Origin of the sequence: Microcoleus sp. bin48.metabat.b7b8b9.023, assembly GCF_013299185.1 — a bacterium.
GTDB lineage: Bacteria > Cyanobacteriota > Cyanobacteriia > Cyanobacteriales > Microcoleaceae > Microcoleus.
On sequence record NZ_JAAFKG010000004.1, the window covers coordinates 125,812 to 148,236 of the forward strand.

16 protein-coding genes are annotated in these 22,425 nt (G+C 45.4%); 13 read left to right on the forward strand and 3 right to left on the reverse strand.

The genetic code is table 11. The features are described 5' to 3' along the window. Positions 1–121: 121 nt before the first annotated feature. The 5 genes from QZW82_RS03955 to QZW82_RS03975 all read left to right on the forward strand — a co-directional run bounded on the left by QZW82_RS03955 (position 122) and on the right by QZW82_RS03975 (position 7,077). Positions 122–2,065 carry a CHASE3 domain-containing protein gene (locus QZW82_RS03955; protein ID WP_293144890.1) on the forward strand — a complete coding sequence of 648 codons (1,944 nt, stop codon included), beginning with the start codon at positions 122–124 and terminating at the stop codon, positions 2,063–2,065. Continuing rightward, positions 2,062–2,526, forward strand: coding sequence for a response regulator (locus QZW82_RS03960; protein WP_293144893.1), 465 nt, complete (start codon positions 2,062–2,064; stop codon positions 2,524–2,526). Before QZW82_RS03955 ends, QZW82_RS03960 begins: the two co-directional genes overlap by 4 nt. A 258-nt stretch (positions 2,527–2,784) precedes the next feature. Next, positions 2,785–3,039, forward strand: coding sequence for a hypothetical protein (locus QZW82_RS03965; RefSeq protein WP_293144896.1), 255 nt, complete (start codon positions 2,785–2,787; stop codon positions 3,037–3,039). 233 nt (positions 3,040–3,272) lie between these two features. Continuing rightward, on the forward strand, positions 3,273–6,200 hold the full coding sequence (locus QZW82_RS03970; protein WP_293144899.1) for a PAS domain-containing protein: 2,928 nt from the start codon (positions 3,273–3,275) through the stop codon (positions 6,198–6,200). A gap of 379 nt (positions 6,201–6,579) precedes the next feature. Then, complete coding sequence (locus tag QZW82_RS03975) at positions 6,580–7,077, forward strand: hypothetical protein (protein ID WP_293144902.1); 498 nt, start codon at positions 6,580–6,582, stop codon at positions 7,075–7,077. A 64-nt stretch (positions 7,078–7,141) separates the two neighbouring features. Here QZW82_RS03975 and QZW82_RS03980 read toward each other — a convergent pair whose 3' ends face one another. The 3 genes from QZW82_RS03980 to QZW82_RS03990 form a co-directional block, all read right to left on the reverse strand. Next, positions 7,142–7,507, reverse strand: a complete 366-nt coding sequence (locus QZW82_RS03980) for a response regulator (protein ID WP_039886668.1) — start codon at positions 7,505–7,507, stop codon at positions 7,142–7,144. A gap of 678 nt (positions 7,508–8,185) precedes the next feature. After that, positions 8,186–10,531 carry a tyrosine-protein kinase family protein gene (locus QZW82_RS03985; RefSeq protein WP_293144905.1) on the reverse strand — a complete coding sequence of 782 codons (2,346 nt, stop codon included), beginning with the start codon at positions 10,529–10,531 and terminating at the stop codon, positions 8,186–8,188. 136 nt (positions 10,532–10,667) lie between these two features. Next, positions 10,668–12,146, reverse strand: a complete 1,479-nt coding sequence (locus tag QZW82_RS03990; RefSeq protein ID WP_293144908.1) for a polysaccharide biosynthesis/export family protein — start codon at positions 12,144–12,146, stop codon at positions 10,668–10,670. Between the two features lie 312 nt (positions 12,147–12,458). Here QZW82_RS03990 and QZW82_RS03995 point away from each other — a divergent pair, with 312 nt between their 5' ends. The 8 genes from QZW82_RS03995 to QZW82_RS04030 all read left to right on the forward strand — a co-directional run bounded on the left by QZW82_RS03995 (position 12,459) and on the right by QZW82_RS04030 (position 22,350). Continuing rightward, positions 12,459–13,877: an O-antigen ligase family protein gene (locus QZW82_RS03995; RefSeq protein WP_293144911.1), complete on the forward strand. Its 1,419-nt coding sequence runs from the start codon at positions 12,459–12,461 to the stop codon at positions 13,875–13,877. A 119-nt stretch (positions 13,878–13,996) separates the two neighbouring features. Further along, a complete protein-coding gene (locus QZW82_RS04000) occupies positions 13,997–15,331 on the forward strand; it encodes a flippase (RefSeq protein ID WP_293144914.1) in 1,335 nt (444 codons plus the stop codon). Beyond that, the gene (locus QZW82_RS04005; protein WP_293144917.1) at positions 15,328–16,545 is read left to right on the forward strand and encodes a hypothetical protein; all 1,218 of its coding nucleotides are present in this window, start codon (positions 15,328–15,330) and stop codon (positions 16,543–16,545) included. Before QZW82_RS04000 ends, QZW82_RS04005 begins: the two co-directional genes overlap by 4 nt. A gap of 38 nt (positions 16,546–16,583) precedes the next feature. Continuing rightward, positions 16,584–17,645 (forward strand): hypothetical protein, encoded by a 1,062-nt coding sequence (locus tag QZW82_RS04010; RefSeq protein ID WP_293144921.1) that lies wholly within the window; start codon positions 16,584–16,586, stop codon positions 17,643–17,645. Positions 17,646–17,663: 18 nt separating this feature from the next. Then, a complete protein-coding gene (locus QZW82_RS04015) occupies positions 17,664–18,590 on the forward strand; it encodes a glycosyltransferase family 2 protein (protein WP_293144924.1) in 927 nt (308 codons plus the stop codon). A gap of 150 nt (positions 18,591–18,740) precedes the next feature. Continuing rightward, positions 18,741–19,991 carry a glycosyltransferase family 4 protein gene (locus QZW82_RS04020; RefSeq protein WP_293144927.1) on the forward strand — a complete coding sequence of 417 codons (1,251 nt, stop codon included), beginning with the start codon at positions 18,741–18,743 and terminating at the stop codon, positions 19,989–19,991. Positions 19,992–20,279: 288 nt separating this feature from the next. After that, positions 20,280–21,188 carry a glycosyltransferase family 2 protein gene (locus QZW82_RS04025; protein WP_293144930.1) on the forward strand — a complete coding sequence of 303 codons (909 nt, stop codon included), beginning with the start codon at positions 20,280–20,282 and terminating at the stop codon, positions 21,186–21,188. A 1-nt stretch (position 21,189) separates the two neighbouring features. Beyond that, complete coding sequence (locus QZW82_RS04030) at positions 21,190–22,350, forward strand: glycosyltransferase family 4 protein (protein ID WP_293144933.1); 1,161 nt, start codon at positions 21,190–21,192, stop codon at positions 22,348–22,350. Positions 22,351–22,425: the final 75 nt, after the last annotated feature.

A 22,425-nucleotide genomic window follows, 5' to 3' on the forward strand; every position in this document is an offset into this window, starting at 1 on the left:
ACGATCGCAAATTTGAGCCTTAAATTTATCTGCTTTGGCCGCCGTGTCTGCCCGAGCAGAAAATTCATCGCCTGCAGCGAGCTAAAACAAAAAAAAGCGGGACTCGCGCGCCGACTATTTCATGAACAAATCGCTGACTCGCCAAATCACCGCAGGCATCGGCATCGCCTTGGGAATGCTAATTTTTAATGCGGCAACTTCCTACCGCAATACTCTGAAGTTAGTCGAAAATGAAGCCTGGGTGAGTCACACTCACCGAGTGTTAACTGAACTCGAAGTCACACTTTCGACGGTAAAAGATGCTGAAATTGGACAGCGCGGCTATTTGCTCACGGGAGAAGAACGGTATTTGGAACCATATTACAGCGCGATCGCTGGTGTCAACGTACAAGTAGTCGGATTGCAGGAGCTAATAGTTGACAAGCAGCAGCAACAGCGAACTCGTCAATTAAAAATTGCGATCGACTCTAAATTAGCCGAACTTGAGGAAACCATCAATCTGCGGCGCAAAAAAAACTTAGCAGCAGCCATGCAGCAAGTAAAAACCGATCGGGGAAAGCAAATCATGGATGGGATTCGACAGCAGGTAGCTGTGATGATTGTGGCAGAAAATCAGCTATTGCAGCAGCGCGCCCGAGAATCCCAAGCCAGCGCTAATCTGACAATCGTGACTTTTACCGTTGCTGCTGTAGTAGATTGGCTGTTGCTGGTGTTGGTTTACTATTTGGTGCAGCGCGATCGCATTTTGCGCGACAATGCCCAAATCAAGCAAAATCAACTTTTAGAACAACTAGAACACGATCGCAATTCCCTGCAATTAACCGAAGAACGTTTCCGCCTCGCCATTGTTAACGCTCCACTGCCAATTATGCTGCACGCTGAAAACGGAGAAGTTTTGCAAATTAACTCCGCTTGGACAGAATTTTCAGGCTACAAATCCTCAGAAATTCCTACAATTGAAGATTGGACAGAAAAAGCTTACGGCAGCCGCAAATCCCTAGTGCAAGCAAATATTAATTGGCTGCACAAATTAAACTCGCGCCTTTCTGAAGGTGAATATATAATTACCACAGCCAGGGGTGACAAACGAATTTGGGACTTTTATTCTGCACCTTTAGGCAAGCTTTCCGACGGCAGAAGTTTAGTAATTAGTACCGCCATTGATATCACTGCACGCAAACAAGCAGAAGCGGAAATTCGGATGCTTAACGCTACGTTAGAACAGCGAGTCGAACTCCGCACCAATCAACTGCAAGGAGCTAACGAAGAATTAGAAGCTTTCACCTATACCGTCGCCCACGATTTGCGCGCGCCCTTGCGGGGAATGCAGGGATTGGCTGAAGCTTTGTTAGAAGATTACGGCGAAATCCTTGACGAACTCGGTCAAGAATATGCCCAGCAAATTGTAAATTCTGGGCAACAATTAGAAGATTTGATCCAAGATTTGCTAGCATACAGCCACCTGAGCCGCACTGATTTATCGCTGCAAGTTGTAGAGTTAGAATCTGCTGTCGCTGAGGCAATTGCTATGGTACAAGCCGATGCTAAGTCCAACGGTGCTCGCATCAGCGTGCGATCGCCCTTATTGCGGGTAATTGCCCATCGCGTTACTTTAGTTCAAGTCATCGCAAATTTGCTCGCCAATGCTATAAAATTTGTGGCAGGCGCATCGCCGCAAGTGCAGATATGGGCTGAGGAAATTCAACTGCCTCCAGAAGGAGAGACAGACAGACAGACTGCGGGAGAATGGAAAAGGGGGACAGTGGAAAAGTGGGAGCATTCGCAGTTATTGATTAGCACTGGCCAATTGCCTGTTATCAAAGCCAACGAAGACGATCGCATCATTCGTCTGTGGGTAGAAGACAATGGCATCGGTATTGCTCCTGAACATCAAAAACGGATTTTTCGCGTCTTTGAACGGCTTCACGGTATCGAGTCCTATCCCGGAACTGGTATAGGATTAGCTATTGTACAAAAAGCAGTCGATCGCATGGGCGGTCAAGTTGGGGTGGAATCCCAATTAGGACACGGCAGTCGATTTTGGATACAACTGAGGAAAGGATGAGCCAAAGGCAGACGATTTTGCTGGTGGAAGATAGCCCCGTTGATATTCTGTTGATGCAGCGGGCGTTTCGCAATCAGATTTTTACTAATACTTCGCTGCAAATTGTCCGAGATGGAGATGCAGCGGTTTTTTATTTAAATGGTGATGGAGAATACAGCGATCGCGAGCGCTATCCTTTACCTGCGATAATTTTACTAGATTTGAAGTTGCCCAGGCGATCGGGTCACGAGGTTCTGAGTTGGCTCAAACAGCAGCCACAACTAAAACGTTTACCTGTGGTTGTTCTTACATCTTCGAGGCAAACATTAGATGTCAATCAAGCTTACGATCTAGGCGTTAATTCTTATTTGGTTAAACCTGTCGGGTTTGCTTCTTTATCGGACATGATGCAGAGTTTTGGCGAGTATTGGCTCAACCAGACCGAACTGCCGGAACCTATAGAATTTTCTGGTTTATCGTAGCGCTATCCCAATTTTTAGGGTTTATTTCCTCGTTGTCAGACTTTTCCTCGTAACGAGAGATTTGAGATACTTCGACTTGGCTGTACAAGTTTGAGATTTACTTGTAGCGCCGTGAATCTGGGAGTTTGAACTTTGGTCTAAGATTTTGTAATCTCCACTTCTGCTGTCGTGGGCTTGTATCCATTTTTGGGTGGTCATCAGTCATTCCCAATTCTTTAATCTCAAATATAATCAAATCAAAACTGGTAGAAGTTGGTTTTGAGGTGGCGAGTCCTGTATCATCTGTTCCTGTGCGATGAATCCAAGATTGACGGGAGGCTAATCAACCTCGAAAATCGTAAGGCTGGGATTTTTACCAGAAAGAATTGGTTGAAAGCCCGCCCGCGTTTGACGGAGAAATTAAAATTAGACTATTCATTACTCCAATCCTCGGACTTAAGGGTAGAGGTTGCCCTCAAAAGTCAAAAGTCAACTGTCAACTGTCAACTGTCAACTGTTGAAGCAAGGCATTGACTAATATAATACCCACAAGGTTCGAGAGAAGACATTAGGTTATGTATCTGTTAGCAAATACTGGGAAAAAACTACCGACAGCATAATCTGTGAGATATAATAAAATACAAGCAAATACAATGAAAAAAATCCGAGGATAGTTAATTAGCACTAAATATTGAAATAACGGGATTCCTCAATAACATATTCTTAGATTCAAGAATGTTTGTGCCAATACAAAAAGCCCAAAAACCATGCTGTCTATTCTGTTGATCGACGACAACCCGAACGATCGCCTGATGATCGAGCGAGAACTGAGAAAAACTTTGCCCGATTTAGAAGTTAAGTCGGCGATAGATGCCCCAAGTCTCGAACAAATCCTGGTCGTCGGGGGTTTTGACATGGTAATTACCGATTACCAAGTGCGCTGGAGCGACGGATTAACTATTCTGAAAAAAGTTCAAAGCCAGTACCCAAATTGTCCGGTAATTATGTGTACCGACAGCGGCAGCGAACAAGTGGCAGTCGAAGCGATGAAAGCGGGTTTGAGCGATTACGTGTTCAAAGGGCGGCACTTCAATCGGCTGGCGTCCGCCGTGCGCGAAAGTTTGGAAAAACAGCAGTTGCGGGAGAATTACGCGAGAACTTCGGCGCAGTTGGCAATTTCTGAGGAAAGGCTGAGGGTGGCTATCTGCGCCTCGCAAATGGGAACTTGGGATTGGAATATATTAACTGGCGAGGTGGTTTGGTCGGAGGGACACGAACTGTTATTCGGGTTGGAAAAAGGCAGTTTTTCGGGAAGTTATGAAGCATTTTTTGCCTGCGTTCACCCAGACGATCGCGATTCTATTGCTCGCGCGATCGCCTTTTCTTTAGATAACAAGATAGAATACCAGCACGAATTTAGAGTGATTTGGCCCGACGGCAGCTTGCACTGGATCGCGGCTAGGGGCAAGTATTTTTATGATGGTACTGGTAAATCGGTGCGATCGATCGGCGTGGTTTGGGATATTACCGATCGCAAGTTATCCGAAGCCAGAATACAGGAAAGCGAGGAAAATTTGCGCTTTGCCCTGGAAGCAGCTAACACGGTTGCTTTTTCTTGGGATTTTGTTTCCGCCGAAATCCGCCGTTTTTCCAATGCCCAAACAGAGATAGGTTTTCTCCCGGAGAGCGCCGTTGGTACTTTGGAGGAAAAAAAGAATGCGGTGCATCCAGACGATCGCGACAGCTTTTTTGCAGATTTGGATGCCGCACTCAACGGCTCGGGAGTTTACGACTCGCAACACCGCCAAAAGCGCCCCGACGGTTCGGTGATTTGGCTTCACGACAAAGGGCGGGTGGTTTTTGACGCATCCGGTAAACCTGTGCGGCTGTTCGGCGTTGCGATCGACATTACCGCTCGCAAACAGTTAGAATACGATCGCTCCCAAGCTTTGGCGCGCGAGCGATCGTATTTGCACCGCCTGCAAAAGTTAACCTCCGCCTCAGTTGCGCTCCACTCCATGCTTTCGGTAGCAGACATCGTTCAGTTAGCAGCAGATAGCGCCCGCTCCATTCTGGAAGTCCACCAAGCAGCCGTCAACCTCAGCCCTTCCGCCCAGTGGGATGTTGGAATTAGCAAGTTTTCCCTATCCGAAAAATACGCCCAGTGGCAAGATTACTGCGAAGAGCCAGACGGTACGGGCATTTATCAGGAAGTTTGCCGGCACCAACAGGCGATGCGGATGACTCAAAGCGAGTTAGAGGCTCACCAGGCGTGGCGGAAGTTCGGCAAGGCTGCCGACAAGCACCCGCCGATGCGGGGCTGGCTGGCGGTACCGCTGACGGCTCGCGATGGCAAAAATATGGGATTGATTCAGTTGTCGGACAAGTATGAGGGGGAGTTTGGGGAAGATGACGAAAATATTTTAATGCAGTTGGCTCAGGCAGTTTCGGCAAGCATCGAAAACGCGCGGCTTTATGAGGAATCTCAGCAAGCAAATCGGATGAAAGATGAGTTTTTAGCAACTCTTTCTCACGAGTTGCGATCGCCCTTAAACGCGATTTTGGGCTGGGCGCAACTGCTGCGACACCGCAGTTTTAGTCCGGCTGCTACTGCTCGGGCTTTGGAAACAATCGAGCGCAATGCTAAATTGCAAACTCAATTGATTGAGGATTTGCTGGATATTTCGAGAATTATTCGCGGCAAATTGACTTTAAATCCTTGTCCCGTAAATTTGATTTCGATGGTGGAAGGAGCGGTAAATACGGTGCGGTTGGCGGCCGATGCTAAGTCGATCGACGTGGAGTTGGCAATTCTAGATTTGGGCTGGGATACTGCTGAATTTTGCCCGCTCAAAGAGGTTTCTGGCGATCGCGAATCTCCGTTAAATCCGAGATTTTTGGTATCGGGAGACCCCGGCCGCTTGCAGCAGATAATTTGGAATTTGTTGACGAATGCGATTAAGTTTACGCCGCGCGGCGGGCGAGTGGAAATCCGCTTGGAGCGATTTGATTCGGAGGTTGAGCTAACTGTTACCGACACCGGAATTGGGATTGCTGCGAATTTTTTGCCTTACGTGTTTGAGTCTTTCCGGCAAGCGGATGCTACGATTACTCGCAATTATAGCGGTTTGGGGCTGGGTCTGGCGATCGTCCGGCAGTTGGTGGAACTCCACGGCGGCAGGGTTTGGGCCCAGAGTCCGGGACTGGATATGGGTTCGACTTTTACTTTCCGCCTCCCTTCGATTCCGGTAAATTCGATCGCCCGTGAGGAAGCGTCGCTGTTGGCTGGCGGTGGTAATTTACAGGGAGTCAAGGTTTTGGTGGTTGATGACGAGGTGGATTCGCGGGAATTTATGATGTTTGTCTTGAGCGATTGCGGGGCGGCTGTCAGGGCTGCATCCTGTGCTGCTGAGGCGTTTGAGGTGGCTTCGGAGTTTGTGCCGGATGTTTTGGTCAGCGATATCGGAATGCCTGAGGAAGACGGCTATTCGCTGCTGTTAAGGCTGCGTTCTCTGGCAACCCAAAGCGGCAGGAAGTTTCGGGCGATCGCCCTGACGGCCTATGCTAGAGATGAAGACCGCGATCGGGCTTTGAAAGCTAGTTACGATCGGCATCTGACTAAACCCGTACAGCCCGATGTCTTGGTGGAGGCTGTAGTCAGTTTGAGGCGTGCCGGCGCTAACAATTTAAAATAATTCAATTAATCATTAGTAATTATGTTAGTAGTGAGTACTTTAGCCCGCATCAAAATCCTAGGAATAAAGTCCTCGATACAAACCTCAATCAAATTCGTTCGTAGTGAGGACTTTAGTCCGCATCAAAATCTAGGAATAAAGTCTGAACGATCGAACCTCAATCAAATTGGTTCGTAGTGTGGACTTTAGTCCGCATCAAAATCTCACTAATAAAGTCCGAACGATCAAACCTCAATCAAATTGGTTCGTAGTGTGGACTTTAGTCCGCAGATATGTTGCGGACTAAAGTCCACACTACAAACCTTTTATAAAATGCCGATCGAATGATTGGTTTGTGTTAATATGCTAAAATATCCAAAAACCACGCAATAAATAAGAAGTGGACAAACTTCAGACAGACATAGAAGCAATTTGCTCTCAGATTGAGGCCTTGCGCCGCGAACGCCAACAGCTTAGCACTGGCGCGATCGCCCCAGCGGGGGATTCGCCCCAAGCCATCGCTGATGCTTACCGCCGTCACGCGAGGGAAACAGCACAAGTGTCGGCAGAAGTCAAGGGAATAGATGATGCGATCGCAGCTCTGTCTGTTCAACTGAATCAGAAACAACAGCTATCGGTAAACTTGCAAAGAATGAGTCCAATGGAGCAGCAAGTTGAAGAGGGAAGAGAGCTCGCTCGCGGACACGCGGAACGGATTAACGAACTGGCAGCCCAATTGGCGGGAGAAGTGAAGGAACTTAAAGCCATTGCCGACCAAATTAGCCCCAGCTACTGGCAGGTTTATTACAAGCCTTTTATTACGGGTTTTAAGAGTATTTCTGTACCCTACGTGCGATCGGACGGGGATGTTTGGACTATTGTCAATCGAGTAGTTTAGAGAGGCTGCGGGATCAGAAATTGGAACCACTCAAGACATTTTTTTCTGTCCCTCTTCCTCTACTTCAACCGCGCAGCAGTTGCTTAATGGTACCCACCAATTCCTGAGGGTGAAAGGGCTTGGCGATGTAAGCGTCAGCTCCTTGTTTCATTCCCCAGTAGCGATCGAACTCTTCGCTTTTGCTCGAACACATTACCACGGGCAAATTCTGAGTTTTGGGGTCGCTCTTGAGCCGGCGACAGACTTCGTAGCCGTTCATCCGGGGCATCACGATATCCAGAACGACTAAATCCGGGCGGTTGGCTTTGATTTGCTCCAGAGCTTCTACGCCATCACTAGCTACGGTGACGTTGAGTCCTCTACCTTTGAGCAAGTCGGCGATCATCTCCCGCAGAGTGACGCTATCATCAACAACCATAACTGTACTCATAGAATAATCCCTACCAAGTTTCTGGGTTGAAACGTTCACATTAACGTTTGCATTAACGTTCACCTTCAAAGGTGTCTTTTCCTGATTGAGATTGCGCTCTGCTAGATGTAGTTTACCCACTTTTGCTGATTTCCCAATCATTTTTTAAAGAATTACCGCGAATCAAATATCCGCGCAATCTCGGTTGACACACGAGGCTATGTCCGTTAGTCTATCATTTTCTTTCTCAAATGGTACGTTTTTGAACCTCCCCACGTCTGAAGCCGGGGGATTCTTGCCCACCAATCAAGGATCTAAGGGGACAATAAGAGTATCCCCCTACTCACTCAAACAGCTCTAAGCTGAGATTGCGTATACTTTCTGAGTCCTTCGTGTGTCTAAGTTTGAACGCTCCATACCCTGCCATTATTTGCCCTTTAACTATTCCAACTCTAGTTGGATCTGTCCGTTGCTGGGATTGCGACCTACTAGGGTACTTCAATCCGCTCTTATGTTATTCCTACTCACTTTTCGCTTCTGTTGATTATACACGGCGGTTGAAACCGCTACCGACTTATCCCCATGTCGCGCCGCCCGGGGCACGGGAGGCTCGTCTTTCGGTCAAAAAATGATGGTGCAGGTTGGTTGTGCATTTCGGGTAGAGGAGGGCGGCACGGCGCCGCTGGGATCGAAATTTGTCTAATTTTGATTTTTTGTACCTAAAGCCGATAGTTTTTGGTCGTAGAGCGTGTCTAAACCGACCGAGCGCTGCCGGTAACTGTTAGGATCGTTTTTGCAGCCGTTAGCCACGATTCCCAAAACCGAAGCTCCAGAAATTTTTAATTCTTCTAAAACTTTGCGAACTTGCGCTCGGTCTGTTTTGGCAATTTGCACGACCATAATCGTAGCGTCGGTGTGAGCTGCGATCAAGTGGGCGTCTGCCAAGCCGGCTAGCGGTGGGGTGTCATAAATCACTAAGTCAAAAAATGCTTGAAACTGCTCCATCAGATACTGCATCTTTTTGGAAGAAAGCAGCTTGATCGGATCGGGCGGAATTTGTCCTGCGGTGAGTACGAACAAATTGTCTTGATTCAAAGCTCGCTGAATCGCGTCGTTGAGGCTGAGATCCGTGGAAATGGCATCGGCTAGCCCGCGCACGTTCGGCAGTCCTAGCTTAGTATGCAGTTGCGGGCAGCGCAAATCTGCATCTACTAACAATACTCGCTGTCCGACTGCTGCTGCTATGGCAGCCAGGTGCAAAGCTACTGTAGATTTGCCGTCTCCAGCCACGGCCGAGCTCACTAAGAGCGATCGAATTGCCGTACCTGCACTGAGCAAGTGAATATTAGTGTAGAGCGATCGAAATGCTTCTAAAAATTGATAGTCCAACTCCCTAAAAATACTTTGCCCCCCGATGAGCGTCGGAGGAGTAGGTTCAGTGTCGAGGGATTCGAGAACTTGCACTTGCGACTTCGACGACGAGCGAGCCGAAGTTAGTTTCCTCTGCCTCGCTGGCGGTCTGCGCCTGACTTTTTTGCTAAACGGAATCACCCCGATCACCGGCAATTTTGTGGCGATTCTCAGCGCTTCTGGAGTGTGGAAAACAGTATTTAGCACCTCTACGAGCAAGCCGACTGCTATGCCCAGCAGACTGCTTAAAATTACTGCCAATGCTAACTGTCTTTTGGTTTGTTTGACTGTAGATGGGATCGGCCTGTTGAATTTGTCTAGTGGAATTTCCGGAGGATTGATCAGCACCCAGGGTATTTGCTGCTGAGCTGCATCAATCCGCAAGGCTTCCCGTTTTGCCAAAAAGTCCGACAAACTCTTAGTAACAACTTGTTGTTCCCGCACTAAATTGTCGTATTGTCTCGTTGTTACTGAGAAATTTCTAATTTTTTGGTAGAGAGCCTTTTGCAAAGCAGTCATTTCGCGATCGCGCGCCTCAACTTCTTTGATTTGGCTTGACAAATTTCCCATCACCACTTCTTTTGCTTGTTGAGTCGCTGTTAAAACCAGTTCTTCCCGGCTTTTTCGCAGTGCTAAAACAGGCAAACTGTCATCTCTATACTGAGCTAATTTCAGGGACAAGTCTGAGTCTATTTTCTGGATTTGAGATAACAGTCCGCCGTAAGCTTGTCCTTGGGTCATCAATACGCCAATGGGGTTATTTTTATCCAGTAAATTTTGATAGCTTTGGTAGAGATTACGCATCCCTTTTAACTGTACCTGGAGTCCTACTTGCTGTCCCCGAATGCTTTGAACTTGTTCTGACAGAGATTTTCCCTCTAGCTGCGGCTCAAACAAGTTGCTATTCTGGCGCAGTCTTTGGACTTGCAGTTGCAAAACTTCGACTCTTTCTCGGAGCTTGGGCATCTCCATGTCTATAAATTTAATACCTTGATTGATGCCCGTCAGCCGCTGCTGCAAGCTATATTCTAGATAAGCTTTAGAAACCTTATCCAATACACCGTAAATTTTATTTGGGTCTGGATCTTTGTAGCGAACTTCTAAAATTTTTGTGCCTTGCTGTTTGCCATCTCTTCCGTAGCTGACGCGGCTGATCGACAGTTTTGTCATCAGTTCGCTGTAGGTTAGGTTGGGATTCCAAGCTCGCAAATCTTGAAGCACTGGCTGCATCATTTTGGGGCTGCGTAAAATCCTAATTTGGGTTTCGTAATCTACTAAACTAATTCCTTCTATATTAATTTTTGCTAAGTCGGCAGCGACGGTATTGTCTAATTGTTTGGATAGCAAACCTTCAGCGGTTGCTGGTTCTACTAACAGAGAAAATGAGCCTTCATACTCCAGCGTTATCCGTTTAGAAGCGGTGACGATCCCTGTTCCTGCGAGGGCGCTCAAAGCAATTGTGGCTGCTGCCATCACCAGGATACGGCGGCGCAGGACTCCTAACAGCCACGACAAGTCTAGCTTTTCTTCCTCTGTCTCCTCGACGAACCTATCTCTGTAGTTCTGAGCCGAGAAGTCGGGCAGTTTGCCATTAGATTTGGGTGTGAAGGGTTGGTAATCTTGTCTGCTATCCATATTCAGCCTGGGTATTCTTGAGGTTTATATTTTTGATGTTGATATTTTTGAAGCTGCCACGCCGCGACGCCAGAAATTCTATTGTTTAATTTATTCTAGCCTTTCGCAGGAATTATCCACCTCACCAGCAACATTCTTACCTAAATAAACTTCGGAGAACGTTTATAAAATTTAACACTCCGGTAGCTGGTGCGACAGGCCCGACGATCGCGTTCATGCGGTCTATGAAGTTGACGATACCGCTGCGGGATACGATAATCATGTCGTTGTTCCGAAGTTGAGGATTGACTTCTTCGTTAATGCCTTGAGTTAAATCGACTTCGATCGTCCGTTTAGTAGCAGTACCGTCCTGATTGAGGCGGACTAGCTCAATTTTATTCCTTCTAGCTCTCGTATTCTCGTAGCCAAAAAATCCTCTGGAAACTAAAGCTTGATTGAGGGTGGCATTAGGTGGCAGCCTCAAGGGATCGAGAGATGTTCTGACTTCTCCTACTACATAAACGTTAATGCCGGAAGGAGCAAAGTTAGTGCTAGCCAGCACGCCAGCTTCTGCGGGGTTGACGATAGTTGCTTTGGGAACGATGATGGTGTCTCCCTGCTGGAGGATGGTATCTTGGGCGCCGTCGCCAGACTCTAGGAATTGCCACAGGTTGACTGGAATGATTTGTTCGCCTTTTCTGGTGACGCGGCGCACTTGAATTTGGCGGATGTCGGCTTCGGAGGTAATTCCGCCCGCAAGCTGGATGGCGCGAATGACGGTGGGAAATCCTTCTCGGCTGAGGTCGCTATTGGTGTTGCCGCCGATGACTACGTAAGCCCCCGGGCGGGTTACTTGGCCGACGATGGAGATCGATCGGGGTTTTTCCGGCGGCGGCGAGAAGTTGGCGATCGCAAATTGGCGCGCCTCTGCTTGGTTGAAGTTCGCGACGGTAGGGATCACAATCGTGTCTCTGTCTTGCAAAATGATATCTTGAGAAATGTCTCCTTCTTGCAAGAATTTCCACAGGTTAACGCTAAGCACTTGGTCGGGGCCGTCGGGTTGGGGACGGCGGACGCGGATGTTGCGGATGTCGGCGACGCCAGTGACACCTTCTGCGAGTCTGAGGGCTTGGGTGACGGTTGGGTACTGGACGCTGGGCGCGACCCCCGGGCCTGGAGTGAGGGTAATCGTGAAGTTTCCGGGTCTGGTGACTTCTCCGATGACGCCGACGTTGAGGGGGCGGGCGGCGATGAGGCTGACTGTAACTATCGGATCTTTGAGGATGCGGCGGTAGGCGTTGCGGATGATGGTGGTGGCTTCGACTAAGGTACGGCCGCGGATCGAGATCAGACCGATCAGCGGGAGGTTAACAGAACCGTCTGAGAGGACTTCGTAGCCACGGGTGAGCTCTGGTACTTCGAGTATTTCTACTTGGATGCGATCGCCACCACCGAGTTTGTAGCTTTGGGGCGATCTTCTAACGCCGACAGGTGTTGTGACTGCGCCAGGACGCAATGGTAGTTGCGCTGTTGCACCAATCGGGAACCCGAGGGAAATACTCGCGCAGGCGATCGTCCACAACGTCAAACCCAAGACTGGCGGGTTTACTTGTTTGGAAAAATCAGTGTTAACCACAGACTACTTATTTTATTTGAGGATCATTCACCAGTTTAATCGCCGATCGTTGAAAAGCAATGTCGATCGCAGATACAAAGAAAAAAATCATCAAATTTTCTTCCCCTCCCCCTCCCGGCAATTATCTAGAAGGCAGAATAAAAAAACCTCGGCATTCCCCAACCCCTCTCCTCATACCCAACCAACCAACACTTTAGAGCAGCAGCAGCTTATATAGAAAGATCGCCAGCGACAAATGCCTCGGTTTATTGTTATTTTGGTGGAATTAGCCCGCTGCTAAATTGATATTTTTCTCAGAGAGGGTAGATATTTATGGCGAGAATGATTAAGGAACTCATGCTCAGCAATAATTTGTTGCTGATGATATTGGGTGTCAGTGGCTTGGCGATCACTCTGTTGATATTTCAGATTGCCAGCAAAAAACAAATTGGTATTACTTTAGAAAAGTGGTTTGCCGTTCTGTACATTTTCATGTCTACTCATGTTAATGTACCTCCTTTTAATTATATGCACTTTATCAATATCACTGACCCTGAGGGTGGAGTAATTAAGCAGCTTCCTTATATATTTTATCCCTGGATGGTTTTTATTTTATGTGGAAGATTTATTAATTTTTGTAAACACCAACTTGTCGAAGGATTGTTATTTGTGGTGCTGAGAAATCCGGGTTTTTCGCTATATTGTTGGCTACCAATAACATCGACACTGTGGTCGCTAGTTCCTGATATTACGCTGAAAGCGGGGATAGCATTTACAGGTTTTACGGTTGTGAGTTTTTATATAGGTGCGCGATATGAGTGGCACGAACTATCAGCCCTAGTGCGATGGGGTTATACCTCGGTGGGTATAGTTAGTTTTTTGCGCTACCCGAATGTGACACGGGAATTGTCAGGAATTACCAGTCACAAAAATTCTCTGGGCAGCATGATGGTAGTAAGTACAGCACTTTGGTACCTGCACTATTCCCAAGGTGCGAAAACTCAGAAAGAACGCTGGATAGCTCTGGCATTCATGTTTTTTTCCTTTTATTTGGTTAGAACTACTAGCTCTGGGGGTTCTTTAGTTAATAGTTTGATGCTCATAGTTGTAGTATCATCCTTAAGCTTTTTGAGCAAGTTAAAGTTTCAATGGGCATTTACTTGTATTGTCGGCTTTACGATCTTCGGTATCATAGGTAGCGTTTATATAATGGACAATTTGGAATCCATTGTTGTCGGAGGTTTAGGAAAAGATTTGACTTTGACAGGACGCACGGAGTTCTGGCCGCAATTAATCGCGGCAGCCAACCAGCGTCCTTGGTTTGGCTATGGATTTGAGGGATTTTTTCAACAAGCATTAATAGGAAAGGAGACCCCAGCTTATTATATATATACTACGAGTGGATTTCAACCTAAAACTGCTCATAATGGCTCCATAGCAGTCTTACTCTCTTTCGGCTATCCAGGACTGGCCCTAATCATAATTTCTGTGTTTACAAATCTGATTTTTGCCGTCCGCCAACTGAGCCGCAGCCCGCTATCTCAAGCGGGAATACCGATTATTTACTTAGTTTTTATTGTTTTGAACAACCTAACTGAAGGTTCTCTATGTGATATTGGGGATGTCTGGCTTGCCTACGTGTTAATAACAGTTAGACTCAGTATCGATAGTGGCAAATCTCCATCCAGCAACCGGCGTATTTCCGGAGGCGATTTGGTGGCGCCATCTTCATCCAGATTGAATCATGATTAACTTGCAGAAGTTAAAAATTGCTCGAACTATGATATACTATATTAATGAGCCTGGTTTTTGATTAATCCCCCAACGCTCGAAAAGTATATTTATTTCTGACAAGGACTGAAAACTTTCTGATGTTAGATAAGCTAAATGCGGTCAGTCAAAAGCTCGGCCCCGGCCTCCGCCAGGTACTCGGCAACCTGGCTTGGCTGTTGACTGACCAAATTTTGCAGATGAGTCTGGGTCTGCTGGTGGGAGTGTGGGTAGCACGATATCTGGGCCCGGAACAATTTGGCTTAATCAATTATGCGATCGCCTTTGTTTCGCTGTTTTCCTCGGTGGCAACAATGGGATTGGGTACTCTGGTAGTGCGAGACATTGCTCGCAATCCCGACTGCAAAGAAGAGACTCTAGGGACTGCTTTTGCCATACAATTAGCAGGCGGAATCATCACTTTACTGCTCACTGTCACAGTGATTTCAATACAGAATCCCAATGACAGCTTAACTCGTTGGCTGGTAGGGATTATCGCCGCCGGCACGATTTTTCAGTCCTTTGAAACAATAAATTTTTGGTTTCAATCTCAAGTTCAATCTAAGTATACAGTTCTCGCTAAAAATTGCGTATCATTACTGGTTGCAGGACTCAGAATCGGATTAATTCAACTCAAAGCACCACTGATTGCTTTTGCTTGGATCAGGTTGGGAGAGGTAGCATTAGCCGGATTGGCGATCGCAATTGTCTATCAAAACAAGGGAAATGATTTAAAGCTGTGGCGAGTCAGTTGGCAGCGAGGTAAAGAACTGCTTCACGAAAGTTGGCCGCTGGTGCTTTCAGGCTTGGCGGTTTTTATTTATTCCAAAATCGATCAAATCATGCTCGGTTCTATAAATAAAACTGAGTTAGGATATTATGCAGTTGCAGTCAAACTATCAGAAATATGTGATTTTTTGCCTGTGATCATCGCTTCTTCTATTTTCCCGAAACTCGCACAGTTAAGAGAAAAAAATTATGGCGAATACTTAAAAAACTTTCAGATTTACTCAGATGCCATGTTATTTTTGTGGTTGGGAGTGGCATTACCAATCTCTCTGCTAGCTCCTTTCATAGTCCAAACTCTCTACGGCGCTCAATATACAGACTCAGCCAGGGTATTGTCAATCTACGTTTGGGCTCAATTTGGCAGTAACTTCGGCATCGCTAGAAATACCTATTTTGCTTTAGAAGGTCAACTGCGATACGGTCTTTACTTGACATTTATTGGCTCATTTTTTAACATAGTATTGAACTCTCTACTAATTCCTAAATATGGAGCTTTTGGAGCAACTGTGGCAACTTTAATTACTTATTTCTATGTAATTATTTTAGTCAACTTTTTGATTAAAGAACTGAGACCTTTTGGTAATTTAATTCTGAATTCGCTGAATTTATACAAGGCTGCATCCAGGCTGATAGGATTGATCAAATGATTGAAATTAAACCCAAGCTCGAACACCGATCGCACTGTCCCTCTTCTGGGCAAATACTCAAACCTGTCAAAGTATTGTGGCAAGGTTCCCGCATCTGTGTTGTGTCTGAGTCTCCAGGAGGTGGCGAAATCATTGACGAGTTGAGAATTGGTCACGCGGCTAAAACTGCTTACAGCATTAACTTAGCTGAAGGAACAACTTTTAGCGATGACAAATATGCGGAAGAATTTTTAGCAAAACCCTTGCTCAAATCTCTCCAAAATCCTCAAAACGAACACCTAGAAATTACTCAAGAAATCTTCAAATCTTGCGATCGGGTGATCGTATTAAACTGCATTGATTATCTGTACGGACACAGCCTTTTAAAGTTGCTCAACGCACAGAGGCATTTAGAATCTCACCCAGAATTTGGTTTGATTGTCATTGTCCAAAAATTTATGAGGTGGATGGTTCCCGAAGGAGTTGCTGAAGTCTGGACAGTACCTATATCGCTGAAAAATGGTCAGTCTCACTATCCCAGTTTTGACGCTTTTGTCAGCAAACAGTTAGAACGTTTCCAGGAAGTTTACATCAGTGAAGCCTATTCTCACCCCAGTCAATTTGATATTAGTAAATTTACGGGGGTTGCCAAACACGATTTTGATAAGGAAGAATACAAAATTACTTTTGTTTGGCGGGAAGATCGGCTGTGGTGCCGGCATTTGCTTGTCAAAATTTTCCGAAAAATTAACTTGCTACAAATTCCTTTAAGTATTCAAAATTGGAAAGTGCGGAGGTTGTTTGCAAAAATGCGAAAGTTGCTACCGGAAGCTAAGTTTGCAGTTGTAGGTTTAGGCAAAAACACTAGCTTTCCAGAGTGGGTAGAAGATTTCAGAGTGGATAAGTTCGATGAAAAAACTGAGAGGGAAATGTGTCAGGTTTATTCAGAGAGTCGCTTGGTGATTGGGATTCACGGTTCCAATATGTTACTGCCTTCGGGACACGCTGGTATGACGATCGATATGATCGATGAAAGGTGGGGCAACTTTGCTCAAGATATTTTATATCAAGAAACAGACCCCAGACTGTCTTCGTTTCGCTATCGATATCTGCCGCTGGCGACTAGCTTAAAAAACTTAGCGCATATTGGTTCTGAAATGATTATCAAGCGCTTGGATTTCTATTTTCACATGACGGGCGATTCCCTTAGGGATAGCTTCGCTTCACGGCTTTAATTGACTTCACACTTTAAATATAACAGGAGATAGACACGATGAATGACAGCGGTTCTGTTTATATAGTTACTGGAATGTGCTGCGATGAAGAAGGCCAGGAAAGTAAATATCCCCAAGGATCGGATGCTAAATCTTCTTCGGAAAAATTTCAATCAGTTTACTGGCGGTGTGCGGTGGTATATTTTGCTTCCAGCGTTAGACATAACCCAACAGCTCAGCATATTTTATTTACGAATGCCGATCGCATTCCAAATATTGAAAGCTTTAACACCGTTGAGTTTTTTGACAAAATTGGAGTTAAGGTTGTCCAGATTCCATTTACCTATCAGCCGCCAATGGAATACTACCCCGCATTCAGAAGTACCTTTTTTAAGTTTGACATTATTCAATATTTGAAAAATCATTCAGAGTTAAACGATCGCTGTATAGCTTTAGACTCTGACTGCGTGTGGGTAAACTCCGCCGATCGCATAATTGCCGATATTGAAAAACAAGGTTTGGCTACCTACGATTTGTACGAGCCTGAAGACAAAAAAATCAGCGGTTTAACCAGGCGAGAAATGCAGAAAATTTATGAGGAATTAGGCTATAAAGTAGATGAGCCTCCCAAGTATTTTGGTGCAGAATTTATCGTAGGAAGTGGCAAACACATTAAAATATTGTCCGACGAAGTAGACTCGATCTGGGAGACTTGCTTGCAAAGATTTGCCGAAGGAAAGACAAAATTAAATACAGAAGAGCAGATGCTCACCTACATTTACAACAAGCTGGGATATGCTCGCAGCAGCGGCAATGCTTATTTTAATCGAGTGTGGACATCGCCGATAATCCATACGGCAACTGAGGCTGATTTAAAAATGGATATATGGCATTTGCCAGCAGAAAAAGGATACGGAATTAAGCGAATTTTTGCACAAGTTTCTAATCCCCAATCAGATTTTTGGAATTTGCCTTTAGGAGAGCAGTTTACTAAATATGTTGCGGGTTATGTTGGCATACCACAACGCAATATTTCTAAGACTGTCTTGGATGTTTTTGACAATAGAATTTCTGGGATCAAAAGGAGATTGTCAAAAGTCAAAAGTGTTGTCAGCAATTAGCATAGTGGAGTTGGGTAAATGTTCGATCGACCGTTAAAAACCCCCGTTGCATTTATTATTTTCAAACGTCCCGAAGAAACTCAGAGAGTATTCGCAGAAATTCGCAAAGTCAAGCCGTCAAAATTGTTAGTAGTTGCTGACGGGCCGCGGCCGGACAAGCCGGGAGAAGACGCGCAATGCGCTGCTGCTCGCGCAATTGTTGAGCAGGTAGATTGGGAATGCGAAGTTTTGCGGAACTATGCTGAGACTAATTTGGGCTGTCGCGATCGCGTTTCTAGCGGGTTGAATTGGGTGTTCGATACGGTGGAAGAGGCGATTATTATTGAGGATGATTGTTTGCCTGACACTACATTTTTCTACTTTGCCGAAGAGTTGCTGGAACGTTACCGATACGACGAACGAATTATGTCGATATCCGGTCAAAACGTGCAGTTTGGCAAGCAGCGAACTGATTTTAGCTACTACTTTTCTCGCTACACTCATTGCTGGAGTTGGGCGAGTTGGAGGCGAGCTTGGCGACACTACGATCTAGATATGAAGCTGTGGCCTTCGGTGCGAGATGGCAATTTTTTGATGGATGTATTGGAAGATGCTCATGCTGCTAAAATCTGGACTAAAACTTGTCAGTTGTGTTACGACAAAGCTATTGATACGTGGGATTTTCAGTGGACATTTGCGAGTTTTATTCAAAATGGTTTGAATATTTTGTCTAATGTCAATTTGGCTGCAAATATCGGACACGGAACGGGGGGAACTCACACGGATGATGTCAACAGTCCCTACAACAATATGTCTGTGGAACCGATCGCCTTTCCTCTAAAACATCCTCCGTTTGTGATTCGCGATGCCCAAGCGGATCGCTTTACTCAAGAGAGTTTATATGATTACGATCCGAAATTGGTCAAGAAAGTCCAGCGAAAACTTAAACAAATTTTGAAAATCTAAGTAAAAATGCTGTTTTTTAGAGATTCTACTTTTTGAATGAGTCGGGGATTTGGGTATTTGGTTGGGGATTTTTAAGGATTTAACCACAGAGGGCGCAGAGGGCGCAGAGAAAGAGAAGAGGAGAAGGGATTTGATAATGAGGATGTTTGGATGAAAGTTTTGCTGGTGAGTAATTACGATCTTAAAGGTGGTGCTGCGAGGGCGACTTATCGGCTGCACAAGGGCTTGCAAAGTATCGGGGTGAATTCCGAAATTTTGGCTGGTTATAAGTTTAGTGATGATGAAACTGTGCGGTTGATGCCGACAAGGTTAGGAGAAAAGTTTAAGAGTCTCCGAGGAAAATTAAATAGATTGCCGTTAAAAGTTTATCCCAAACTAGGTCAGGTAATTTTTTCGCCGCAGTGGGTTCCTGATTCTTTGGCCTCGGAAGTTGCCAAAATTAATCCGGATGTAATTAATTTGCACTGGGTTTGTGAAGGTTATATGCAGGTTGAAACCCTGGCTAAGTTTAATAAACCGGTGGTTTGGACGCTGCACGATATGTGGGCGTTTACGGGTGGATGTCATTACAGTGAAAATTGCGATCGCTATCTTAATGCTTGCGGTGCTTGTCCGCAACTGCACAGCAGTAAGGATGCTGATATTTCTCGTTGGATTTGGCAGCGAAAAGCTGAGGCTTGGCAAAATTTGAATCTGACTTTGGTAACTCCGAGTCATTGGTTGGCTGAATGCGCGAAATCTAGTTCTTTGTTGAAAAATTATCCAGTGAAAGTGATTGCAAATGGCCTTGATGCTGAACTCTACAAGCCGCTGAACCGCCCGCAGGTTAGGGATAGTTTAAATTTGCCTCAAGATAAACAGTTGGTGTTGTTTGGGGCGATGCAGGGTACGGGCGATCGCTGGAAGGGCTTTCCGTTGCTGGTTCCGGCTTTGCAAAGCCTCAGTCAGTCGGGTTGGCAAGATAAGATTGAACTGTTGGTTTTTGGATGTGCTGAGCCTGAAAGCCCGATCGATGTTGGTTTCAAAACTCATTATTTAGGCAGGTTGGATGATACTACTTTGTCAAAGGTTTATGCCGCGGCGGATGTGATGGTTGTACCTTCGCGCTATGAAGCTTTTGGGCAGACGGCATCGGAAGCACTGGCTTGCGGTACGCCTGTGGTGGCTTTTGATGTGACGGGATTAAAGGATATTGTCGATCGGCACTACAATGGCTATTTAGCCCAACCCTATGATAGCGAGGATTTAGCGCGAGGGATTGCTTGGGTGCTAGAAGATGGTGAGCGGCACCAAAAGCTTTGTCGCCATGCACGAGAGAAAGTTGAAGCCAAGTTTACCTTAGAAGTACAAGCTCGCGAGTATCAAAATCTTTATCAAGAAGTTATCCTTCCTCCCAAGTAAGTAAAACTAATTAAATTGACAACTTGTAGGGTATTTATAATGCCGATTTTTCGGTGTGTATTAGTATATTTTCGGACACCGGACGTGTTGATTGTTACCATTACTCCGTCAGGCAATTAGAGTCTGGGCAAAGCTGGAAAATCAAAAAATAAACGATCGACTAAATATCTTGATACTTGCGACAGATTAAGTTAATAATTGAATAGGACTCGCCTGCGATCGGCATTGTCGATCGCGCGAGGACAGTTTTATACCAATTTTGCACAAACAGCCCAATATTTGATATAGATGGAGCAGATAAGTATAGCAGTCCTGATGACTTGCCATAACCGCAAGTTAAAGACTTTGGCCACTCTAGAGTCGCTGTTTAAGCAAAAATTAACAAAGGAAATTGCACTCAATGCTTATCTGGTAGATGATGGTAGCACTGATGGCACAGCAGAAGTAATACAGCAAACATACCCTCACGTCAAGATTTTTTCGGGAGATGGTAACTTATTTTGGAATGGAGGAATGCGGGTTGCTTTCAGCGAAGCTATGAAAGACGATCCGGACTACTATGTCTGGCTCAACGACGACACCGTGCTAGAACCAGAAGCTTTCAACGACTTGCTCGCCACCAGTAGCGAGCTAATTAAAAAAGGAGAAAAAAAGGCGATCGTTGCCGGCTCTACTCGCGATCCAGAAACCGGTGATTTTACATACGGCGGTATAGTCAAGATTACCCCATTACTTCCCTTTAAATTTCGCTTCCTTCAGCCAACAAAATTACCTCAACCTTGTGACAGCATGAATGGTAATTGTGTATTAATTCCCCGCAGCGTAGTTCAACTGGTTGGCAATCTCGATCCAGCTTTTATTCATTATCTATCAGATTGGGAATACGGCCTGCGCGCCCGACAAAAAGGCTGTACAGTTTGGATAGCTCCAGGCTATCAAGGAACCTGTTCTCTCAATCCGCAGTCAACCACAACAGCCGCTGCCAATATGAGTGAAGGCTTGAAAAAAATGAACCAACCCAAGGGTTTAGCTTTTAAAGATGCTACCCTTCAACCCTGGGAAGAATGGAAAGTTTTTGCTCGCCGTCACGGTGGTTTATTCTGGCCAGTGTATTGGTTGCTACCTTACAGAAGGTTAGTTTGGTTTTCAGTTTTAAGCAAGCTGGGATTCACTAAAAATAAAACTGAAGGTGAATAGCATGGTTGATGGAGATGATTTGCGCGTCGCTTGGCTGGTTCCAGAAGTAGAATTGGGTGCATATTGGCAGCCTGTATTAAGAGAATTTACAAAGGTATATAAAAATACTGTATTTTATACTGGTCGCGTTTGGTCGGGGTTCGATCCGACGCTACCGGGAGCATCAGCAATTAAGTTGGTAGGAGAGACTAAATTTGTCGAGACAGAAAAGATCGAAACAGGATACGATCGCGGTTTCATCGCAGTGTCGCCTAGCATCATCGGTCATTTGCTCAAATTTAGGCCGCAAGTAGTTTTTCCTCAAGCTTTTTCTTTGTGGACTGTCTTGGTAATTCTCCTCAAACCGTTTTGTCAATGGCGAGTTGCAATTATTTATGACGGGAGTTCCCCAAACACAGATTTTCGAGATTCGAGTTTTCGGACATTCGCCAGACGCATTTTAGCTAAGTTTGCCGATGCTTTTGTTTCTAACAGCCAAGCTGGAAAAAGATATTTGGTGGAAGTTCTCGATGCACCCGAAGAGCAAGTTTTTACGAGAACTTATTTAGTTCCCGATGCAGAAACGCTGCTGAAACCTTTGACCGCAACCAAGCCGCTAAATTTAGATATCAAACACCCAGTTTTTTTATATGTGGGACGGATCACAGCTAGAAAAGGAATTAAGACGCTGTTAGAAGCTTGTGCCATGCTCAAAAAGCAAGGATATTCTGATTATACTTTACTAATTGTTGGCAAGGGCGACCAGCGAGAGGAGTTGGAAGCTTTTATTAAAAAGCAAGATTTCCCGGAGCAAGTAAACTGGGTGGGATGGGTTGACTACAAAAGTTTGGGAACTTATTTTCAGTTGGCTGATATTTTTGTTTTTCCTACTTTTGAGGATGTCTGGGGTATGGTTGTACCGGAAGCAATGGTGTTTGGAAAACCTGTATTGTGTTCTAATGGTGCAGCTTCCTGTGAGTTAATTGCGTCTGGGGAAAACGGTTATATTTTCGATCCTAACAATGCCCAGGAGTTGGCAGAAAAGATGCAGATTTTTTTAGATAGTCCCGATTTAATTGAGTCTATGGGAGAGTGTTCGCGACAGCTAATTTCTCAAAAATCTCCGGAAACAGCAGCTAAAGCTTATGTCGAAGTTACATCTTTTCTAATGGGGAAGAGGTGAAGTCAGTTGACAGTTGACAGTTGACAGTTGACAGTTGTTATTGGTTAGCAATAACTTCCCCATTCTACCTCCAAT

What these genes read in the sequence shown, in the direction of transcription:
- QZW82_RS04020 (WP_293144927.1), top strand. Translation starts at nt 18,741, where the DNA reads ATGAAAGTTTTGCTGGTGAGTAATTACGATCTTAAAGGTGGTGCTGCG.
- QZW82_RS03980 (WP_039886668.1), bottom strand. Translation starts at nt 7,507, where the DNA reads ATGAGTACAGTTATGGTTGTTGATGATAGCGTCACTCTGCGGGAGATG.
- QZW82_RS04030 (WP_293144933.1), top strand. Translation starts at nt 21,190, where the DNA reads ATGGTTGATGGAGATGATTTGCGCGTCGCTTGGCTGGTTCCAGAAGTA.
- QZW82_RS04025 (WP_293144930.1), top strand. Translation starts at nt 20,280, where the DNA reads ATGGAGCAGATAAGTATAGCAGTCCTGATGACTTGCCATAACCGCAAG.
- QZW82_RS04015 (WP_293144924.1), top strand. Translation starts at nt 17,664, where the DNA reads ATGTTCGATCGACCGTTAAAAACCCCCGTTGCATTTATTATTTTCAAA.
- QZW82_RS03995 (WP_293144911.1), top strand. Translation starts at nt 12,459, where the DNA reads ATGGCGAGAATGATTAAGGAACTCATGCTCAGCAATAATTTGTTGCTG.
- QZW82_RS03970 (WP_293144899.1), top strand. Translation starts at nt 3,273, where the DNA reads ATGCTGTCTATTCTGTTGATCGACGACAACCCGAACGATCGCCTGATG.
- QZW82_RS04010 (WP_293144921.1), top strand. Translation starts at nt 16,584, where the DNA reads ATGAATGACAGCGGTTCTGTTTATATAGTTACTGGAATGTGCTGCGAT.
- QZW82_RS04005 (WP_293144917.1), top strand. Translation starts at nt 15,328, where the DNA reads ATGATTGAAATTAAACCCAAGCTCGAACACCGATCGCACTGTCCCTCT.
- QZW82_RS03960 (WP_293144893.1), top strand. Translation starts at nt 2,062, where the DNA reads ATGAGCCAAAGGCAGACGATTTTGCTGGTGGAAGATAGCCCCGTTGAT.
- QZW82_RS03985 (WP_293144905.1), bottom strand. Translation starts at nt 10,531, where the DNA reads ATGGATAGCAGACAAGATTACCAACCCTTCACACCCAAATCTAATGGC.
- QZW82_RS04000 (WP_293144914.1), top strand. Translation starts at nt 13,997, where the DNA reads ATGTTAGATAAGCTAAATGCGGTCAGTCAAAAGCTCGGCCCCGGCCTC.
- QZW82_RS03955 (WP_293144890.1), top strand. Translation starts at nt 122, where the DNA reads ATGAACAAATCGCTGACTCGCCAAATCACCGCAGGCATCGGCATCGCC.